This window comes from Scytonema hankhaensis NUACC26 (genome assembly GCF_045865695.1).
Taxonomy (GTDB): Bacteria; Cyanobacteriota; Cyanobacteriia; order Cyanobacteriales; family Nostocaceae; genus Scytonema.
In genome coordinates this window covers 1-17,462 of the sequence record NZ_BAACAP010000092.1, presented here as the reverse complement: position 1 = coordinate 17,462, position 17,462 = coordinate 1, and the positions used below count along the sequence as shown (strand labels likewise).

The window sequence follows — 17,462 nt, the reverse complement described above, 5'->3', positions numbered from 1 at the left end:
GGGCTAAGCATACTCTTGCTGTTAATGGCTTACACCTGGGTAGCTTATCGAGTGTACCAACTTGTACTGCGTAAAGGAGAACCGACCATGCAACTACTACAGGAAATTTATCAAACCCAAACTGTCAGAGATTCACAAGGAAATGAGATAAATCCTTTTCCTACTTCTACTGCTTACGATCTTGGCACAACTCTTCAGGAGTTCATTCAAAAAAATCACTTAGAAAGAACGTTGGAAATAGGTATGGCTTATGGCTTGTCTACCCTATTTTTCTGCCAAGCACATCATGAAAGAGGTAGAGGAAGCCATATTGCGATCGATCCAATGCAACACAGTGAGTGGAAATCCATTGGAGTACTTAATGTTCAAAGAGCAGGTTATGCAGACAAATTTAGATTTTTTGAGGCTTGTGCTGATGAAGTTTTACCTCAGCTGATAGCACAGGGAGAAAAAATTGACTTTGCCTTTATAGATGGCTCCCACTTATTCGACTACGTCTTAGTAGATTTCTTCTTAGTTGACAAATTGTTAGAAGTTGGAGGGTATGTTGTTTTTGATGATATATGGATGACCGGAATTAGAAAAGTTGTCTCTTTTATCTTAGCAAATAGAGATTATGAGTTGGTGAATTTTGATACAAAAGCCAGCTTTTCTAAACGTTTACAAGTTATTATCAAGCGCTTTTTCCAGAATCCTTTTGAAGGAAATTGCCAAGGAATGAAATATATTCCTAGTAATATTTGTGTATTGAAGAAAGTTTCTGACGATCGTCGTCCTTGGGACTATCATCGTTCATTTTAAACCTGGCTGGAAGTAAAAATTGTGTTCCCCTTCTGAGTTTCTCTTTGGAAGGGACTTTCTTATTAATCTGGTTGATTTTTTAGTACAAGAAACCGTTCTGATTTGGTATGACTTTTAGTTTGAACATACACCATAATTGAAAGACTTAAATCTATGAACATCTCTTCTTCCGGGCATTTAGATAATCTTTCTCAAGTGGCATTCGATGCATATGTGACACCATACTTCGACTCTGACAGTTTACAAAATTCTATTAGTGGTAACAACTGGTTTGTCAGTACCAGTTCTACCATGTTCATCGACACTGTAGTGAATGAGTACCGAACCTTCATAGTAAACAGTACTGCTGATGTGTTGGATGAGAACGATGGCGTTACCACTCTGCGCGAAGCTATTATTCAAGCAAATGCGATCGCAGGATTAGACGCGATCTTGTTCGACGAGTTGGAGTTTGCTTCTGAGCAAACGATTACCTTGAGTTTGGGGCAACTCAGCATTACTGACAGCTTGACGATCGATGGCGGAAACCGTGTAACAGTTAGTGGCAATGATACTTCACGAGTCTTTGAGATTGGGGCGGGAGCAACAGTGACCCTATCTGGGTTGGACATTGCCAATGGTAGGGTAGTTAATGATAATGGTGGTGGGATTTACAACAGTGGCAGCCTTACGTTGGACAAAAGTACTGTTCGCAACAGTACTGTAACTGCTGACTTAAATGCCACTTATGGTGGTGGTGGCATTTACAACACGGGTACTATAGCTGTAAACAATAGTACTCTCAGCAGCAACTCAGTCATTAACGAGCTTGGTGGCAGTGTTGGCGGTGGTATCTATAACGAAGGCACCGTCACAGTAGATAACAGCACCATAAGTAATAACTTAGCAGGCTTTCAGCACGGTCTTGGCAGACCCAACCTCACCCTCATTGGTTCTGGTGGTGGTATTTACAACAGGGGTACCGTGATGGTGAACAACAGTAACCTCAGCAGCAACTCAGCGATTGGCGACGGTGATAGCATTGGCGGTGGCATTTACAACACGGGTACCGTGGCGATAAGCAACAGTGCTGTCAACAGCAACTCGGCAACAACCACACTTAGTAGTAGCTATGGAGGAGGTATATATAATATATATGGTACGGTGATAGTGAGCAATAGCATCCTCAGCAGCAACTTGATAAGAGTTGGTGGTAGTGGCATTGGCGCGTTTGGTGGTGGTATCTACAACAGTAATGGTGGTAACGTAACGGTAAGTGATAGCACTCTTAGCAGCAATCAGGCAGGAGGAAGATTGCTCGGCGGCGGTGGTGGTATTTATAACAACACTGACAGCATTTTGAGTGTAAGTAACAGTACCTTAAGTAACAACAGGGCATTTACTAGCAGAGAGAGTGGTGGTGGCGGCATTTACAATACGGGTACCGCGAGCGTGAGCAACAGCACCATAAGAGATAACTTATTTGGCGGTGGGTTTAGTGGTACAGGCGGTGGGATCTTGAACGATAACAATGGTACTCTGACTGTAAACAACAGCACCATCAGCGGTAACTCAGTCAATGGCAGTCTTAGTAGCGCAGGCGGCGGTATTGGTAACACAGGTACCGCAACGATAAGCAACAGTACTATAAGCGACAACGTAGCACCTGGAACCTTTGGCAACGGTGGCGGTATATCGAACTCCGGTACCCTGACACTGGTGTTTAGCACTCTTACCCTCAACCAAGCCGTTAACGGAGGCGGCATAGTGGTGGTAGAGCCGATATTGGCGCATTTGAATTTTCCTTTGCCTAATGGATGCTATCTCTGCATTCATGAGTTAATTTTTCATCCACAACAACGTTAGTAAGCGATCGCTCACCAACACATGAATCTTAACATCAACTAACAAAATCAACGGACTTAAACCTATGGACTTCTTATCTACCTCTGCGTGGGATAGTTCTCAAACTTTGTCAGGCGCATTCAATCCATCCATCACACCAGACTTTAATTCTGGTAATCTACTAGATCCGATACACAATAGCACATCCCTGACAAGCTTGGGTGCCATTATTACGGTCAACAGTATTGCTGATATTATCGATGACAACGATGGTGTGACGACTCTGCGCGAAGCGATCGCTCGAGCCAACGCACTCGCAGGCGTTGATGCGATCGTCTTTGATTCTTCAATCTTTGCCAATGCACAAACCATTACTCTTAGCTTGGGGCAACTTAATATCACCGATAGCCTGAATATAGCCGCCCCAGTTGACCCCTTAACAGGTGCAAACCTGCTTACAATCAGTGGCAACAATGCTTCGCGAGTGCTTGAGATTGGCACAGGCATAACAGTTAACCTTTCTGGAATGATTGTTGCCAATGGCAGAGTTATAAATGACAACGGTGGTGGGATTAGAAATAGTGGTACCCTCATCCTAGAGCACACTATTGTTCGTAATCACAGCGTTTTTGCTAATGGAGAGCCAACGTCTGACGTGTCAGTTGTTTATGGTGGCGGCATTTACAACGCTGGTACATTGACACTAAATAATAGTACCATCAGCAGCAACACAGTAAATGCCTTTATGGGATCGGCAAGACCCTCAGGACCTTTTGACATGAGAAGAGGCGTTAGCGGATCTGGGGGTGGTATATATAATAACGGAACCTTAAAGATAAGCAACAGCACAGTAAATAGCAATAGATCTAGTGGTCTCGGTACGGCTGGAGGAGGTATATATAATGACGGCAATCTCGAATTTACTTATAGCACACTGAGTAATAATGAGGCAAGTAGTAGCAATAACACTCTTGGTGGTGGTATATATAATATAGGTAATTTAAATGTTAATTACAGTACCCTCACTGGCAATAAGGCAAATGGAACTGCGAACGCAATCGGCAGCTTCAGTGCTTTTTGTGCTGGTGGTAGTATTTATAACACTAATGGTACAGTAGTTGTTAGCTACAGCACTCTAAGTGGCAATTCGGCAGCCACTGGTAGCGCAGGCGGTGGTGGCGGCATCTATAGTAGCAACGGAACTTTAACGCTCAACGATAGTACTTTAAGTAATAACATAGCAACTATCTTGAGTAGTTTTGGTGGCGGTGGTATCTCCATTGATGGTGGTACTGCGACAGTGAGCAACAGTACTATCAATAATAACTCGACTAACAATTTAGGTGGTGGCATCAACAACACAGGTAATTTGAGTCTTAGCAATAGCACCATCAATAACAATAACTCGCAAAATGGAGGCGGTGGTATCTATAACTCAGGTAATTTGAGTGTCAGCAGTAGCAACATCAATAACAACTCGGCACGCTTTAGTGGTGGTAGTATCCTCACCTCAGGAACTTTGAATATTAGTAGTAGCATCATCAATAACAACTCGGCAGGCTTTAGTGGTGGCGGTATTTCAATCGGTAGTTTCATAACTGTTACCACTGTCAATATAAGCGATAGCGTCATCACTAATAATACTGCTAATCAAGGTGGTGGCATCTTGAGTAATGTGAGTAGTGGCAGTACTGTTAAAGTGAGCAATAGCATTATTGGTAGTAATACCGCCACAAATGGCGGTGGGATTTGGAACAACGGCACCTTGGTAGTGGGTAACAGCACCATCAGTAGTAACTTCGCTAACCAAGATGGTGGAGGTGTCTGGAACTTCGGTACTTTTGAACTCAGCAGTAGCAACTTCAGTGGGAACTCAGCATTTGTTAGTGGTGGTGGGATCTGGAATGCGGGCGGTACCACCACGGTAAGTAGTAGTTCCATCAGCAACAACTCGGCTCGTGATAGTGGCGGCATCTCGAATAATGGTGACGGCACTACCAATGTGAACGGTAGCACCTTGGAAGCTAATAGAGCAAGCAACATTGGGGGTAGTATCTTTAACTCTGGTACTTTGAACGTGGACAGCACCACTGTGAGGAAGAACGAAGCATTCGTTAGCGGTGGTGGCATCTGGAACCGTAACAATCTCATACTCAGCAACACCACCTTGGAGAGTAACAAAGCACGCTTTGAGGGTGGTGGGATGACTAACTTCAGTGGCGGTACTGTCAATGCGAGTAACACTACGATCGCCACTAACTCAGTCATCTTAAATGATGGTGGAGTGATAAATGGCGGTGGTGTACACAACAGTGGTATCCTCACCTTAGACAACAGCAGAGTTACTAATAACACTGTAACTATTGAATTTGGAGAAGCCTTTGGGGGTGGGATTTACAACACAGGTAACCTTACGCTACGTAACACTGAATTAAGCAGCAATTACGCAAGTAGATCGAATTTCTTTGGTAGCGTTAATGCAGGCGGTCTTTACAACAGTGGAATCGCGTTTGCGATCGATAGCAGCCTCAGCGATAACAGAGTCAGTAGCAATGGTCGTGGTAGAGGTGGCAGTATTGTTAACGATGTCACAGGCATTTTAGAGATAACGAACAGCACCATAAGTCGCAATAATGTCGGTGCTTCTGCGGCTGTAAGTGGTGGGGCGATCGCAAACCTGGGGATCGCGAAGATCGCAAACAGCACCATCGCTGACAATAGCGCAGTCAGCAGCAGCAGTGGTATCGCTGTAGGCGGCGGTATTACTAACGACGGTACGCTGAATGCGAGTAACAGTACCATCAGTGGTAACCTAGCATCCGGCGCTAGGGCTAGCGGCGCTGGTAGTGGGATCTATAACAATGGCAGCCTGTCATTGGTGTTTAGTACGATCGCCCGTAACCAAACTTCCACTACTGGGAGCGTGTTCAACACTACTGGTGCTTTTACTGTAGTCCGAAACACAATTATCGCCGTCAACTCCTTTTTCCCTGGTTTCAGTTCTGGTCCGGACGTGTCAGGCAATTTTACTAGCAATGGCTACAACTTGATTGGTAGTGCTACAGGCAGCACAGGCTTTGGATCTGTAGGAGACATTGTTGGCACCAACATCAACCTCATCGACCCCCTGTTAGATCCGTTGAGCTTGAATGGTGGTGCCACAACAACTTTTGCTCTCCTTCCTGGTAGTCCGGCAATTAATGCAGGCGATCCCATCTTACTGCCAACTGACCCCACCACTGACCAACGTGGTAACCCACGTGTCAGTGGTGGTAGAGCCGATATTGGCGCTTTTGAATTTTCCTTTGCCTAATGGGTGCTGCACGGAACTCTTCACTATCGTTCACCGAGCAAGCTTGGTGCACTGAAGCATAGAAGTGAGATTGGTGAACGAAGCGATCGCTTACCAACACATGAATTTCAATATCAACCAATAAAATCAACGAACCCAAATCTATGGACTTCTTATCTACCTCTGCTTGGGATAGTTCTGAGACTTTGTCAGGCGCATTCAATGCATCCATCACACCAGACTTCAATTCTAGTTATCTGCTAGACCCGATACACAGTGGCAGATCCCTAACCAACTTAGGTGCCATTATTACGGTCAACAGTATTGCTGATGTCATTGATGCCAACGATGGTGTCACCACTTTGCGTGAAGCGATCGCTCGAGCCAACGCGAGCGCAGGCGAAGACGCGATCGTTTTTGATTCTACCATCTTTGCCAATGCACAAACCATCACCCTTAGCTTAGGACAGCTCAGTATTACCGATAGCCTAAATCTCAGTGCCCTAGTTGACCCATTAACAGGTGCAAACCTGCTTACAGTCAGTGGCAACAATGCTTCACGAGTGTTTGAAATTGGCGCGGACGCAACAGTTAACCTGTCTGGATTAATTATCGCCGATGGCAGCGTCATCAATGACAACGGTGGTGGGATTAAAAACAGTGGTCTACTCACCCTCGACAACACCATTGTTCGTAACAACAACGTTTTTCGCAATCGGGACGCGACTTCTAACTTGGAAGCTGTTTATGGTGGCGGCATTTATAACACAGGTATCCTAACGTTGAACAATAGCACTGTGGACAGCAACAGTGCAACCGCCTTCCGTGGAGTCAGATTTGAAAGAGGCTTCGACGGTTCTGGTGGCGGCATTTATAACAACGGTACCTTAACGCTGAGCAATAGCACGCTCAAAAATAACCTCGCAAGTGGTGGCTCTAGTAGTGGTGGCGGCATTTATAATAACGATACCTTAACAGTGAGCAACAGCACATTAGAAACTAACCTCGCAAGTGCTGGTGAATCTGGCTTTAGCACTGATAGGACTAGTGGTGGCGGCATTTATAACAACGGCACCTTAACAGTGAGAAACAGCACACTCAAGACTAATGCGGTAAGTAGTCGAATTGGTTCCGGTGGGGGTATCTCAAACAACGGTACCTTAACAGTAAGCAACAGTACTGTCAGCAACAACGAGGTAAATGCCGATGGTGCTGCCGCCCCAAGAGGTGGAGGGAATGGCACTGGCGGTGGGATATCCAACAGCGGCACCCTGATAGTGAGCGACAGCACCTTCAATGGTAACAGGGCGATTGGTACTCGCGAGGGCGGCACGGGCAGTGGCGGTGGAATCTTCAACAGCGGTACTCTGAGAGTGAGCAACAGCACTCTCAGTGACAACTCAACAAGCGGTCTTACCTTTAACGATGGTGGTGGCATCTCGAACAGGGGCACTCTAACATTAGATAACAGTACCATTAGCGGCAACCGCACAAGTAGGGGTTTTGGCTTTAGCGGTGGCGGTGGCATCTCTATCCAAGGTGGTACCGTAACGGTAAGCAACAGCATCATTAGCGGCAACTTGGCATTAGAAGGCGGTAGGGGCGGCGGCTATGCTAGCTTCTTCTTGACCTCAGGAACCCTAAGTATAAGCAACACCGCCATCAGTAACAACTCAGCAGAGTTTGGTGGTGGCATCTACGGCTCAGGAACCCTAAGCAACTGCACCATCAATAATAACTCAGCAAATCTTGGTGGTGGCATCTACGGCTCAGGAACCCTAAGCAACTGCACCATCAATAATAACTCAGCAAATCTTGGTGGTGGCATCTACATCGAAAGTAGTACTTTAACCTTAAGCAACACCACCATCAATAATAACTCAGCAAACGTATCTGGCGGCGGTATTTATTCTGAAAGCTTTCTCTTTAGAATGACTCGTTCCACTGTAAATGTGAACGACAGTGTCATCACTAATAACACCGCCGCTAGAGATGGCGGGGGGATCTGGAACAGTAACGGTACCTTGACACTAGGCAATAGCACCCTCAACAGTAACTCAGCAACTCAAAACGGCGGTGGAATCTACAACTCTAGCAGTGGTACCGTAAATGTAAGCAACAGCACTCTCGATGGGAACTCGGCAGCACGTAACGGGGGAGGCATCTATAACATCTCAGGTACCTTGGAAGTAAACGGCACTACTCTAAGTCATAACCAAGCACAGGGTAAGTTGGACAGTGGGGGCGGGATCTACAACGGTGGTGCCGTGAGAGTGACTAACAGCAGTTTCAACCGCAACTCCGCCGACTATGGCGGCGGCATCTCTAACAATGCTGACGGCACTGTGACAGTGAACAACAGCACTTTCAGTAGTAACTCGGCAATCCAAGACGGTGGCGGTATTGCTAACTTTAGCGGTACCTTTGAAATCAGCAATAGTACCATCGGCAGTAACGAAGCCGGTCAAGTCGGTGGTGGCATTGTTAACTATAGCGATCGTACTGTTACAGTCAGCAATAGCACCATCGGTAACAACTCCTCAAGTAGTGGTGGTGGTATTGCTCTATTTAGCGGTACTGTAAATGTGAGTAGCAGCACCTTGGAGGATAACAGAGCAGCACTCGACGGTGGTGCTATTTGGAATAGGTCTGCTTCCGGTACGACGATCGTATCGCTCGACGGTAGTACTTTACGAAATAATACAGCAGCACGTGATGGTGGGGGTGTCTGGAACGCTGGCAGCATAATAGTAAACAACAGCACTCTCAGTAACAACTTGGCAAGTGGCATCTTCAGTAATAGCAGCAATGGCGGTGGTATTTATAACATTGCTACCTTAGTAGTTAAAAATAGTACCCTCATCAGCAATGAAGCACGTGCTGCTTTAAGACAAGATGATATAGCACCCTTTTCTAGGAGAAGTGAGGGTGGCGGAATTTACAACACGGGTACACTTGAAGTCAGCAACAGCACTTTAGACAGTAACATTACCAGGACAGTACCCTCAGTAGTAACCTAGCTGCCAACAACGGTGGCGGTATCTTCTCTAATCGAGATCTAACGCTGCTGTTTAGTACAATCACTCTTAACCGAGCTACCAATGGTAGCGGTGTGTTCAATGATACTAACGGTACGGCCAGAGCGAGAAACACGATTATCGCCTCTAACCTTCTGAATTTGGGCGGTGTTAATCCGGATGTGTCTGGCAATTTTACCAGTGATGGCTACAACCTGATTGGCGATCCCACAGGTAGCAGTGGGTTTGGCAGTACAGGAGATATTGTCGGTACCAGCACCAACCCCATTGACCCCTTGTTAGATTCGTTACGCTTCAATGGTGGTTCCACACCAACTTTTGCCTTCCGTCCTGGTAGTCCGGCAATTAATGCAGCTGACCGCATCTTACTACCAACTGACCCCACCACTGACCAACGTGGTAACTCACGTATCAGTGGCGGTAGAGCCGATATTGGCGCATTTGAATTTTCCTTTGCCTAATGGATGCTATCTCTGCTTTCATGAGTTAATTTTTCATCCACAACAACGTTGGTGAGCGATCGCATCCGTTAGGGGCTTACGTCGAACTCAGGTTGGTTAAAAGAACAGTGGTGCATACCGTTGGTGAATGCCGAGTATGTTTTGAGAATGGAAGATGTATTAGATTTATACAACGAACCAAAAGATCCTAAACGTCTAGTAATTTGTTTTGATGAAACTCCATATCAACTTGTAGAGGAAGTTAGAACACCATTGCCAAACGTACCAGATCAGCCAGAGCGTTACGACTAGCCAGGTGATGGAGAAGATGTCAACAATTCCTGAGCAATAGCTCGCAATTGTAAGTTTTCAGAGTTCGACTCACGTGCAGCACGAACTAAATCTTCAACCCATCCCTGTGCTTCTGCACTCGAATTTATATTGAACAATTTTCTAAAACAGCAAAGAAACGATGGTTGCTTTGTGAATATGACCAAGAAGATGAAAGTATAAGTTTCACTTCAATTCCGTTTCAGATTTCATTAGCAGATGTTTACAACAAGGTGGAATTTCAAGCTTTGTAGAAACATAAATTTTGCCTCTGCATCTGCTGTGGTTCATTTCTGCGATCGCAGAGTTAACCAAATTTCTCTTACTATGAGCGAACAAGTAGATGCATTGCCCTTCTTTATCCCAACGTCAGTATTCCTGCTTGATAATTAGCCGTTAACGGTAGAATCTTTAACCACTCTGAACCCAACAAAACTTCTGTCAGCTCTTCACTTACAAAAATAGGTATTTTATACTCTTGTCTATCTCAAAGCGCCTTACTGAAATAAATATTATTAAAATCACACCCAAGATTTCAGGGTAAAAGTTCTGACCTGTTGAATTCTTAAAAAATCGCTATCTCTAGAAACAACAGTTAGATTATTTTGCAGCGCAATAGCTGCTATCCAAATGTCGTTTTCATCAAAACCTAAATCAACAATTTTAGTTTTTCTCTGTTTGCTTTTATCTTTAGGTTCAAATTGATTAAATAAAGCTGCTTTTAACTGACCGTAAATAGTAGCAGTAGAGGCATCAATATTGTATATGTATATACCCTGAAGAAAACGGTGAATCAAGTCTAAGTTACTTTCCCTGTATTGAGAACGTTCTACCATGTCTACCAGTTCTCCTTGAACAATGACGCAGGTTGTAATTAAGCTGTTTTCTACTTCTGCAATGCGACGAAGTAGATTCGCATCGCCCAAAATAGCAGCACTACAATGATTTGTGTCCAACAAGTACATTATTCAAAGAGGTTATCGTAATCAAATTTTGCTTTACCACGAGTAGCGATGACTAGGCGAAGACAATCTTGTAAATCATCACCTTCCCATTTTCCAATTGTTTTCAGATGTTCTAAGAGTGAGCGTCCTGTGGAAGTTACTGGAGTATGAGCAGCAAATTCTAAGGCTTCTGGTTTCGCTTTGGCTTCAGTTTCTTTTGTTTTTAAACGGCGTAAAAAGTCTAGGGTTTCAGCCAGAATACTATCTGGGCTAGATTCAATTTCTTGTAGCAGTTGTTCCTTTATTGTCATAGTTACTTCTGATTTCCGCTCGTTCCCTTCTTCATTGTATCAGGAAGTTTACGAATCACAGGCAAATTTAATCCATCAGCAGTAATTAATTCAATTTCAAAAAATAGCTGTCCTTTTTCACCAAATGTACCCTGCATCATATTCTACCAGTGGCTCCAACTTCATTTAAGCAAAACATACAGTGAACGGTATTTGGGTACTTTTGACGTGCTTTCAGGCTTGCTGCTTCTTTATCTTCATCAATAAAATAATCTCCACTATCTGGCTCAACAGCTATGTACCAGTCATAATATTTGTCAATCAGTTCGGAACGTACTCTTTCAAAAATTGCCCGACAGCGTTTATGAAATACTTCTCGTTCTGCTTTTCGTCTAGCAAGTTCTTCTGGAGATAAAGTCCGTTCTGGGAATAATCTGACTCGACGACGTACAGGTTTTTGTGATGTTGGTTCACTCATATTGTTCAATGCATTTAAAATTACTTACTATTTCAATAGTAAACTAAAACGCTCTCTGACTATCAAATCAACGCTAAAACATTCTGCCTGTGGCTCCAGTTTCATTTAAACAGAATACAAAGTGGTCGCAATTGGGGTATTTGTGAAGTACTTTTTGATGTGCTCGCATTTTATCAGAATCAATAAAATAGTCTCCACTATTTGGCTCAATTGCAATATACCAACCATAGTGTTGCTCAATCAATTTAGGACGAACTCGCTCAAGAATTGACCAACACTGTTGAAAAAATGCTTCATCTTCTGCCTTCTGCTTAGCTAGTTCCTCTAGTGGTATGGTAATTTCAGGAAATATTCTTCCTCGACGACGTGCAGGTGTTTGTGATGTTGTTTCAGTCAAAGTGTTTAACAAATTTATCAGTACTACTTTAATAGTAAACTAAAAGACTTTATAGCTATCGAATGAAAACTCAAACATTCTGCTTGTAGCTCATATTTCATTCTGGCGATCGCATTAACCAAATTTCTCTTACTATGAGCGAACAAGTAGATGCATTGCCCTTCTTTATCCCAACGTCAGTATTCATACTTGATAATTAGCCGTTAACGGTAGAATCTTTAACCACTCTGAACCCAACAAAACTTCTGTCAGTTCTTCACCAACAAAAACAGGTATTTTATACTCTTGTCCATCTAACAGCACTTGACCTGAATAAACCTCAAAAAGAATTTCTCCCTTTGCTGTTTGCAGAGGTTCATCACCAATAAAAGCCCAGTCTAGAGCATCTAAATCTTGTTTTTTGATAGCAAGAAAGCCTGTGAATCCAGTATCTAACATAGCATCCACAGGCAAATTTAATCCATCAGCAGTAATCAAGTCAATTTCAAAAAATAACTCTCCTCTGTTACCAAACTTACCCCGCATCATATTCTGCCAGTGGCTCCAATTTCATTTAAACAAAAAACGCAGTGTACAGCATCTGGATACTTTTGAAGAGCTTTTTTATGAGCAATTTCTTTATCTTCATCAATGAAATAATCTCCACTATCTGGCTCAACAGCTATGTACCAGTCATAATATTTGTCAATCAGTTCGGAACGTACTCTTTCAAAAATTGCCCGACAGCGTTTATGAAATACTTCTCGTTCTGCTTTTCGTCTAGCAAGTTCTTCTGGAGATAAAGTCCGTTCTGGGAATAATCTGACTCGACGACGTACAGGTTTTTGTGATGTTGGTTCACTCATATTGTTCAATGCATTTAAAATTACTTACTATTTCAATAGTAAACTAAAATGCTCTCTGACTATCAAATCAACGCTAAAACATTCTGCCTATAGTTCTAGTTTCATTTAGGCAAAACATAAAATAGACAGCGGTGAAGAAAGCTTAAAAAGCCCCCTCTTCCAATGGGAGAGGGGGTTGGGGGTGAGGGCAATTTACACTAAACTATCTACTTGTTTTCTCTCCTCTAAGTTTTTCAACGCTGCTTTTGCTGCTTCCAAATCGTAAGGAAATGGTCGTTTTTGAGGAATATAATCTCGTTCCACAGGTGGCTTGTGACGCAATAAAGCATTCACTAAAACAACTGGTTCCGAACTCAAATTTATTGCTCCATGTAGAACACCTGGTGGAATGATGACCATGACAGGATGGTCTTCACTTAAAGGAATATACTGATACTGCTTGTCAAGCAGGCTTACAAGGACAAACTTACCTTTTACTATTAGTAACTGGTTGGTATGTGTTTTATGAACGAATAAATCATCTATTGTATTGGGTGGAATTTGTACCAGCATAGTTTCATCACTGACTTGTGCTGTAAAAAACTCCACCATTCCGCCTTTGCTGGATTCCATCTGACGGAGTTCTATCCCCCGGTATTTACCCATATGAGTATCCTAAAAAGGTATTTAAAGATAGCTGCCTTAACTTCTATCTTAAATGCTCTATGTTAAAATATGTTACTTTAATAATAAAAAAAGTAAAATTTATGATAGATGATACTTCCAAGGTCATTGAAGGTGACATCCCTTGCTTGAGAAGTAGACAAAACGAAGTAATTCGTAGTGAAACCGAGTAATTCGGTTAACTGACTTCACCAGACTCAGCGTAGAACTGTTTATTCTACGTTATCCGCAAGGATTTAAGTCCGCTTTTAAATCATGACTTAATGGGTATGCTGCGTCCCAAGCGTCGAGGGAGGAACATGGCTACATTGTCATAGCGCAACACCGAACCTTAGAGTGAAGTTTAAAAGCAGTGTCGAGGCAAACCGTACCCCATTTGGGAGTTAATCAAATGATGACTAACTCTTTTACTACGATTGACCCTGATTTATTACGTTTTAGCGCTATTTGATAATATGACCAGATCTCGTTTCTCGTTCCCAGTTAAGGCTTGTGAATCCAGACTGTGAGGCTCCGCCTCGTGTGACAAATCAACACGTGAGGCGGAGCCTCCTGAAAAGGCATTCCCAGGCTCAGCCTGGGAACGAGGTGACGAGGTGAGGGGATACTCCGACTTCTTTGAGAAATCCAGGATTTAGACTAACTCAGGTGAGAGAAACTTTTAAACTGCTGGGTTGTCCAAGGTTACCTTCTAGCACTACACCGCGCTGATTTATGTGTAAGTGTCGCAAAATCTTGTAAATTGCTTCTACTTGGTCGGATGCACCTGCTTTGGCTGCTATTTCTTCTACAGAAAGGGCTGCTTTTTCATTTTGCAGGATTTCCGCAACTCGTTTTTGCAATTCAAGAATTGTAGCGGCTGCTTTTTTACCGGCTTCTACCCCCGGTTGATGGTATGCGTTGATACCAACTAAGCTGGCATAATAACCAACAGCGCGATCGTATAACGCAATCAATGCACCCACTGTACGGGGGTTGACTTGGGGAATGGTAACTGTAATAGAATCCCTCTGGTTTTCATACAGTGCTTGGCGGGTTCCTTGGAGGAAACCAGACAGGTAATCGCCTGCTGTGATTCCGGGTTCTAATTCTGGAGATGAACCTTTGCGGTCTTCCAAAACTTCAATGAAGGTAACGAAGAAGTTTGGCACGCCGTCTCGCAACTGCTGAACGTAGGCGTGTTGGTCGGTTGAACCTTTGTTACCGTACACAGCTATTCCTTGGTGGACGATGTTTCCTTCCAAATCCTTTTCTTTACCCAAGGATTCCATCACTAGCTGTTGCAAGTAGCGACTGAATAAAAGTAAGCTGTCTTTATAAGGTAGGACAACCATGTCTTTTTCTCCGCGTCCGTTGCCTACAGCATACCAAGACAATGCTAACAATGCAGCTGGGTTCTTTTTCAAATCGGGGATTCGGGTAGCATCATCCATCTCTTTTGCCCCCTCTAGCATTGCTTGAATATCAATTCCTTGCAACGCCGCTGGTACAAGCCCTACCGCCGACATTTCGGAGGTTCTTCCTCCTACCCAGTCAAACATGGGGAATCTTGCTAGCCAGTTTTCAGATTTTGCTTGTTCGTCTAGCTTACTCCCTGGCATGGTGATGGCGATCGCATACTGGGTAAAGTCCAAATTTTGTCCGGCATATGCTTTCTTGACTTCGAGCATACCATTGCGGGGTTCTGGCGTTCCCCCAGATTTGGAAATTACCAGTACTAAAGTACTAGCTAGGCGATTTCTCACTTGAGTTAAGATGCGGTCAATTCCTGCTGGATCGGTGTTGTCAATAAAGTGGATTGCCAGTGGTGGGAAGTCTGGGGCTAAGGCTTCAGCCACGAATTCAGGACCCAAGGCAGAACCACCTATACCAATGGAGATAATATCGGTGAAGCGGGGAGCTTTTGGGGGATGAATTCCACCTGTATGGATTTTATCAGCAAAATCCTCGATTTGTTCGATTGAATCAACAATTTCTTGGGTTAGCTCTGGATATGGGGCTAAATCCGGATTTCTCAGCCAATAATGCCCAACCATCCGGTCTTCATCTGGATTGGCGATCGCACCTTTCTCAAGTTCCGCCATATCCGCAAAAGCTTTTTCAAACTTCGGCTGTAACTTCTCGACAAAGGTATCGTCAAAGCGCATCCGGCTAACATCTAAGTACAAGCCTAATCCTTCATGGAAATATAACCATTGCTGGTATCGCTGCCAAAGTGCCGTAGCGTCCATAGGGAATTCTCAAGTAAAGTGACTTTCAACAACAAGTTTAAGCCAAGGTGCTCTCGTTCCTCGGTCTCTCTTATACAGTTTTAAGTGTTTGCTTAACTCTAAAGCTTAAACATCTGGCATAGGTATGACCCTAAGGAACTTGACAATTTCCCCTTTAACCTCTAATCCTATCAAATAATCATCTACGGTAAAACGGTAAAAAATCCCCTCGCTGTCAATCTGGCGCATCTCTGGCAAACAGTGCAGCAAACCCTTTTTAGCAAATTCAATAAAAACAAAATCATAGACCCGCTGGTATGCTGCAGGCTCTAAACTCTTAAGATCTTTTAAAAAAGACCTCGCATAGCGCACTTCGATTCTCACAAATCATTACTCACTCGTCATTGGTCATTGGTCATTGGTCAGGTGGTCACTGGCTAAGGACAATTTACGAAAAAATCAACAGTCGCAACGCTTCTTCATGGGTGAGAGTATCCCAAGGTTGCTGCGATCGCTTGACTTCTTGTATAGCTTTCAGCATATAAAAGTCACAATGCATTGCGTGTACCGAATGCCAAAAACGCTCCAAATCCTCATCCGCCAACTGCTCAATCAAATGATGTATCCTAATTCGCAACAAATTCATACACTTTACCCAAACAGCCATCCATTATAGTGTTCCCATAACCATGGCAATGTTTAACAAATTTGGGACTGAGGACTGGGGACTGGGGACAAGGGAGGAAGATTAATAACTATGCCCAATGCCCAATGCCCAATGCCCAATGCCCAATGCCCAATATTCAGTAACCACTAACTTCCTATGGCAGAATACCTAATTTTTCTCACAATTTCTACGTCGATCTTTGCTTTATTCAGTTTGGGACTGAACTTACAGTGGGGTTTTACAGGCTTAATTAACTTTGGTCATGTCGCCTTTATGACACTCGGTGCTTACACCACTGTCATATTAACCCTTAAGGGTATCCCCATCATCCTCTCAGCAATTGTAGGATCTGTTATTGCCGCACTGTTAGGATTACTCATCGGTTTCTCAACGCTACGCTTGCGGGAAGATTACCTGGCAATTGTCACTATCGGTGTAGGCGAACTCATTCGACTAGTGGTCAATAACCAAGATTTACCTGTAGGAAACCAATGGCGACCGGGTGCGTTTGGTCTACAAAGTTACCCTATCCCTCTAGCAACTCTTGTACCAAATATATTTATCAAAGTTTTGACAATCGCACTGTTAACTCTTCTCGCTGCGATCGCGTTATGGCAGTTGTGGCGATGGATTCGCTCTGCTCAAATTGCACATCCCGATTCTAATAAAAGAACTGTTAATAAACAAGAATTTATCTTGCGTTTAATCGTAGGAATTTTCTTAGCATTGTTAATAGCAGCAATTTATATTTCTGGTGCGATAAAATTGTATGATTACGACCCAAAAGCCGGTCTGATGCTGCTATCACTTATAGTTTTAGCTTTTGTATTCTGGCGGTTGGAGATTTTAGTAAGATCGCCTTGGGGTCGCATACTCAAAGCTATCCGTGAAGATGAAGAAATTCCCAAAGCACTAGGAAAAAACGTTTTCTGGTATAAAGTACAATCCCTCATGTTAGGAGGTGCGATTGCTGGACTTTCTGGTGCTTTTATTGCATGGCAAATTGCGGCAATTTATCCTAATAATTTTGAACCGCAAGAAACTTTCAACGCATGGATTATGGTCATTCTCGGAGGCTCTGGTAACAATCTTGGCACAATCCTTGGCGCGATTATTTACTTTATTTACTATGAAGGTACGCGCAATTTAGATAAAATCATACCCTTAAATTCAGACCAGTTAAGTGCTCTACGTATCATGATTATTGGTCTACTTTTGATGGTGCTGATGATTTGGCGTCCTC

17 protein-coding genes and 3 pseudogenes are annotated in these 17,462 nt (G+C 43.5%); 7 read left to right on the top strand and 13 right to left on the bottom strand.

The window, feature by feature from the left end; all coding sequences use genetic code 11:
• The 6 genes and pseudogenes from ACKTT2_RS03650 to ACKTT2_RS03625 all read left to right on the top strand — a co-directional run.
• The coding region (locus ACKTT2_RS03650) for a class I SAM-dependent methyltransferase (protein ID WP_407884076.1) at window positions 1-801 on the top strand (801 nt) is incomplete at its 5' end.
• Window positions 802-954: 153 nt separating this feature from the next.
• A complete protein-coding gene (locus ACKTT2_RS03645) occupies window positions 955-2,646 on the top strand; it encodes a beta strand repeat-containing protein (protein ID WP_407884074.1) in 1,692 nt (563 codons plus the stop codon).
• 64 nt (window positions 2,647-2,710) lie between these two features.
• Window positions 2,711-5,938: a beta strand repeat-containing protein gene (locus ACKTT2_RS03640; protein ID WP_407884071.1), complete on the top strand. Its 3,228-nt coding sequence runs from the start codon at window positions 2,711-2,713 to the stop codon at window positions 5,936-5,938.
• Between the two features lie 143 nt (window positions 5,939-6,081).
• Window positions 6,082-8,937 carry a beta strand repeat-containing protein gene (locus ACKTT2_RS03635; protein WP_407884069.1) on the top strand — a complete coding sequence of 952 codons (2,856 nt, stop codon included), beginning with the start codon at window positions 6,082-6,084 and terminating at the stop codon, window positions 8,935-8,937.
• Window positions 8,938-9,029: 92 nt separating this feature from the next.
• Entirely contained in the window at window positions 9,030-9,416 is a 387-nt protein-coding gene (locus ACKTT2_RS03630; RefSeq protein ID WP_407884067.1) for a choice-of-anchor Q domain-containing protein, read from the top strand.
• Window positions 9,417-9,509: 93 nt separating this feature from the next.
• Window positions 9,510-9,704 (top strand): annotated as a pseudogene (locus ACKTT2_RS03625) (IS630 family transposase); the annotation flags it as partial.
• On the opposite strand, the gene ACKTT2_RS03620 reads toward ACKTT2_RS03625, so the two are convergent.
• The 13 genes and pseudogenes from ACKTT2_RS03620 to ACKTT2_RS03560 form a co-directional block, all read right to left on the bottom strand.
• The gene (locus tag ACKTT2_RS03620) at window positions 9,704-9,844 is read right to left on the bottom strand and encodes an effector-associated domain EAD1-containing protein (RefSeq protein ID WP_407884065.1); all 141 of its coding nucleotides are present in this window, start codon (window positions 9,842-9,844) and stop codon (window positions 9,704-9,706) included. The pseudogene ACKTT2_RS03625 and the gene ACKTT2_RS03620 overlap by 1 nt on opposite strands.
• Before the next feature lie 239 nt (window positions 9,845-10,083).
• Window positions 10,084-10,212: pseudogene (locus ACKTT2_RS03615) on the bottom strand (aspartyl protease); the annotation flags it as partial.
• 34 nt (window positions 10,213-10,246) lie between these two features.
• Entirely contained in the window at window positions 10,247-10,690 is a 444-nt protein-coding gene (locus ACKTT2_RS03610) for a type II toxin-antitoxin system VapC family toxin (protein ID WP_407884063.1), read from the bottom strand.
• Window positions 10,690-10,980, bottom strand: coding sequence for a DUF2281 domain-containing protein (locus ACKTT2_RS03605; protein WP_407884061.1), 291 nt, complete (start codon window positions 10,978-10,980; stop codon window positions 10,690-10,692). Before ACKTT2_RS03605 ends, ACKTT2_RS03610 begins: the two co-directional genes overlap by 1 nt.
• A 56-nt stretch (window positions 10,981-11,036) precedes the next feature.
• Window positions 11,037-11,120 (bottom strand): annotated as a pseudogene (locus ACKTT2_RS03600) (aspartyl protease); the annotation flags it as partial.
• Window positions 11,117-11,437, bottom strand: coding sequence for a hypothetical protein (locus tag ACKTT2_RS03595; RefSeq protein WP_407884059.1), 321 nt, complete (start codon window positions 11,435-11,437; stop codon window positions 11,117-11,119). The gene ACKTT2_RS03595 and the pseudogene ACKTT2_RS03600, both read right to left, overlap by 4 nt.
• Window positions 11,438-11,510: 73 nt before the next feature.
• Window positions 11,511-11,834, bottom strand: coding sequence for a hypothetical protein (locus ACKTT2_RS03590; protein WP_407884057.1), 324 nt, complete (start codon window positions 11,832-11,834; stop codon window positions 11,511-11,513).
• Window positions 11,835-12,017: 183 nt separating this feature from the next.
• The gene (locus tag ACKTT2_RS03585; protein ID WP_407884055.1) at window positions 12,018-12,362 is read right to left on the bottom strand and encodes an aspartyl protease; all 345 of its coding nucleotides are present in this window, start codon (window positions 12,360-12,362) and stop codon (window positions 12,018-12,020) included.
• Window positions 12,359-12,679, bottom strand: a complete 321-nt coding sequence (locus ACKTT2_RS03580; protein ID WP_407884053.1) for a hypothetical protein — start codon at window positions 12,677-12,679, stop codon at window positions 12,359-12,361. Before ACKTT2_RS03580 ends, ACKTT2_RS03585 begins: the two co-directional genes overlap by 4 nt.
• 192 nt (window positions 12,680-12,871) lie before the next feature.
• Window positions 12,872-13,324, bottom strand: a complete 453-nt coding sequence (locus ACKTT2_RS03575) for a cupin domain-containing protein (RefSeq protein ID WP_407884051.1) — start codon at window positions 13,322-13,324, stop codon at window positions 12,872-12,874.
• 662 nt (window positions 13,325-13,986) lie between these two features.
• Window positions 13,987-15,573 carry a glucose-6-phosphate isomerase gene (locus tag ACKTT2_RS03570; RefSeq protein WP_407884049.1) on the bottom strand — a complete coding sequence of 529 codons (1,587 nt, stop codon included), beginning with the start codon at window positions 15,571-15,573 and terminating at the stop codon, window positions 13,987-13,989.
• Between the two features lie 105 nt (window positions 15,574-15,678).
• On the bottom strand, window positions 15,679-15,930 hold the full coding sequence (locus tag ACKTT2_RS03565; RefSeq protein ID WP_407884078.1) for a cytotoxic translational repressor of toxin-antitoxin stability system: 252 nt from the start codon (window positions 15,928-15,930) through the stop codon (window positions 15,679-15,681).
• 70 nt (window positions 15,931-16,000) lie between these two features.
• Window positions 16,001-16,198: a hypothetical protein gene (locus ACKTT2_RS03560; protein ID WP_407884047.1), complete on the bottom strand. Its 198-nt coding sequence runs from the start codon at window positions 16,196-16,198 to the stop codon at window positions 16,001-16,003.
• A 177-nt stretch (window positions 16,199-16,375) separates the two neighbouring features.
• Here ACKTT2_RS03560 and ACKTT2_RS03555 point away from each other — a divergent pair.
• A partial coding sequence (locus tag ACKTT2_RS03555) for a branched-chain amino acid ABC transporter permease (protein ID WP_407884045.1) occupies window positions 16,376-17,462 on the top strand: 1,087 nt, incomplete at its 3' end.

Coding starts and splice junctions, on each gene's coding strand:
- ACKTT2_RS03645 (WP_407884074.1), top strand. CDS start 955: ATGAACATCTCTTCTTCCGGGCATTTAGATAATCTTTCTCAAGTGGCA.
- ACKTT2_RS03585 (WP_407884055.1), bottom strand. CDS start 12,362: ATGATGCGGGGTAAGTTTGGTAACAGAGGAGAGTTATTTTTTGAAATT.
- ACKTT2_RS03570 (WP_407884049.1), bottom strand. CDS start 15,573: ATGGACGCTACGGCACTTTGGCAGCGATACCAGCAATGGTTATATTTC.
- ACKTT2_RS03580 (WP_407884053.1), bottom strand. CDS start 12,679: ATGAGTGAACCAACATCACAAAAACCTGTACGTCGTCGAGTCAGATTA.
- ACKTT2_RS03640 (WP_407884071.1), top strand. CDS start 2,711: ATGGACTTCTTATCTACCTCTGCGTGGGATAGTTCTCAAACTTTGTCA.
- ACKTT2_RS03635 (WP_407884069.1), top strand. CDS start 6,082: ATGGACTTCTTATCTACCTCTGCTTGGGATAGTTCTGAGACTTTGTCA.
- ACKTT2_RS03605 (WP_407884061.1), bottom strand. CDS start 10,980: ATGACAATAAAGGAACAACTGCTACAAGAAATTGAATCTAGCCCAGAT.
- ACKTT2_RS03595 (WP_407884059.1), bottom strand. CDS start 11,437: ATGAGTGAACCAACATCACAAAAACCTGTACGTCGTCGAGTCAGATTA.
- ACKTT2_RS03610 (WP_407884063.1), bottom strand. CDS start 10,690: ATGTACTTGTTGGACACAAATCATTGTAGTGCTGCTATTTTGGGCGAT.
- ACKTT2_RS03575 (WP_407884051.1), bottom strand. CDS start 13,324: ATGGGTAAATACCGGGGGATAGAACTCCGTCAGATGGAATCCAGCAAA.
- ACKTT2_RS03560 (WP_407884047.1), bottom strand. CDS start 16,198: ATGAATTTGTTGCGAATTAGGATACATCATTTGATTGAGCAGTTGGCG.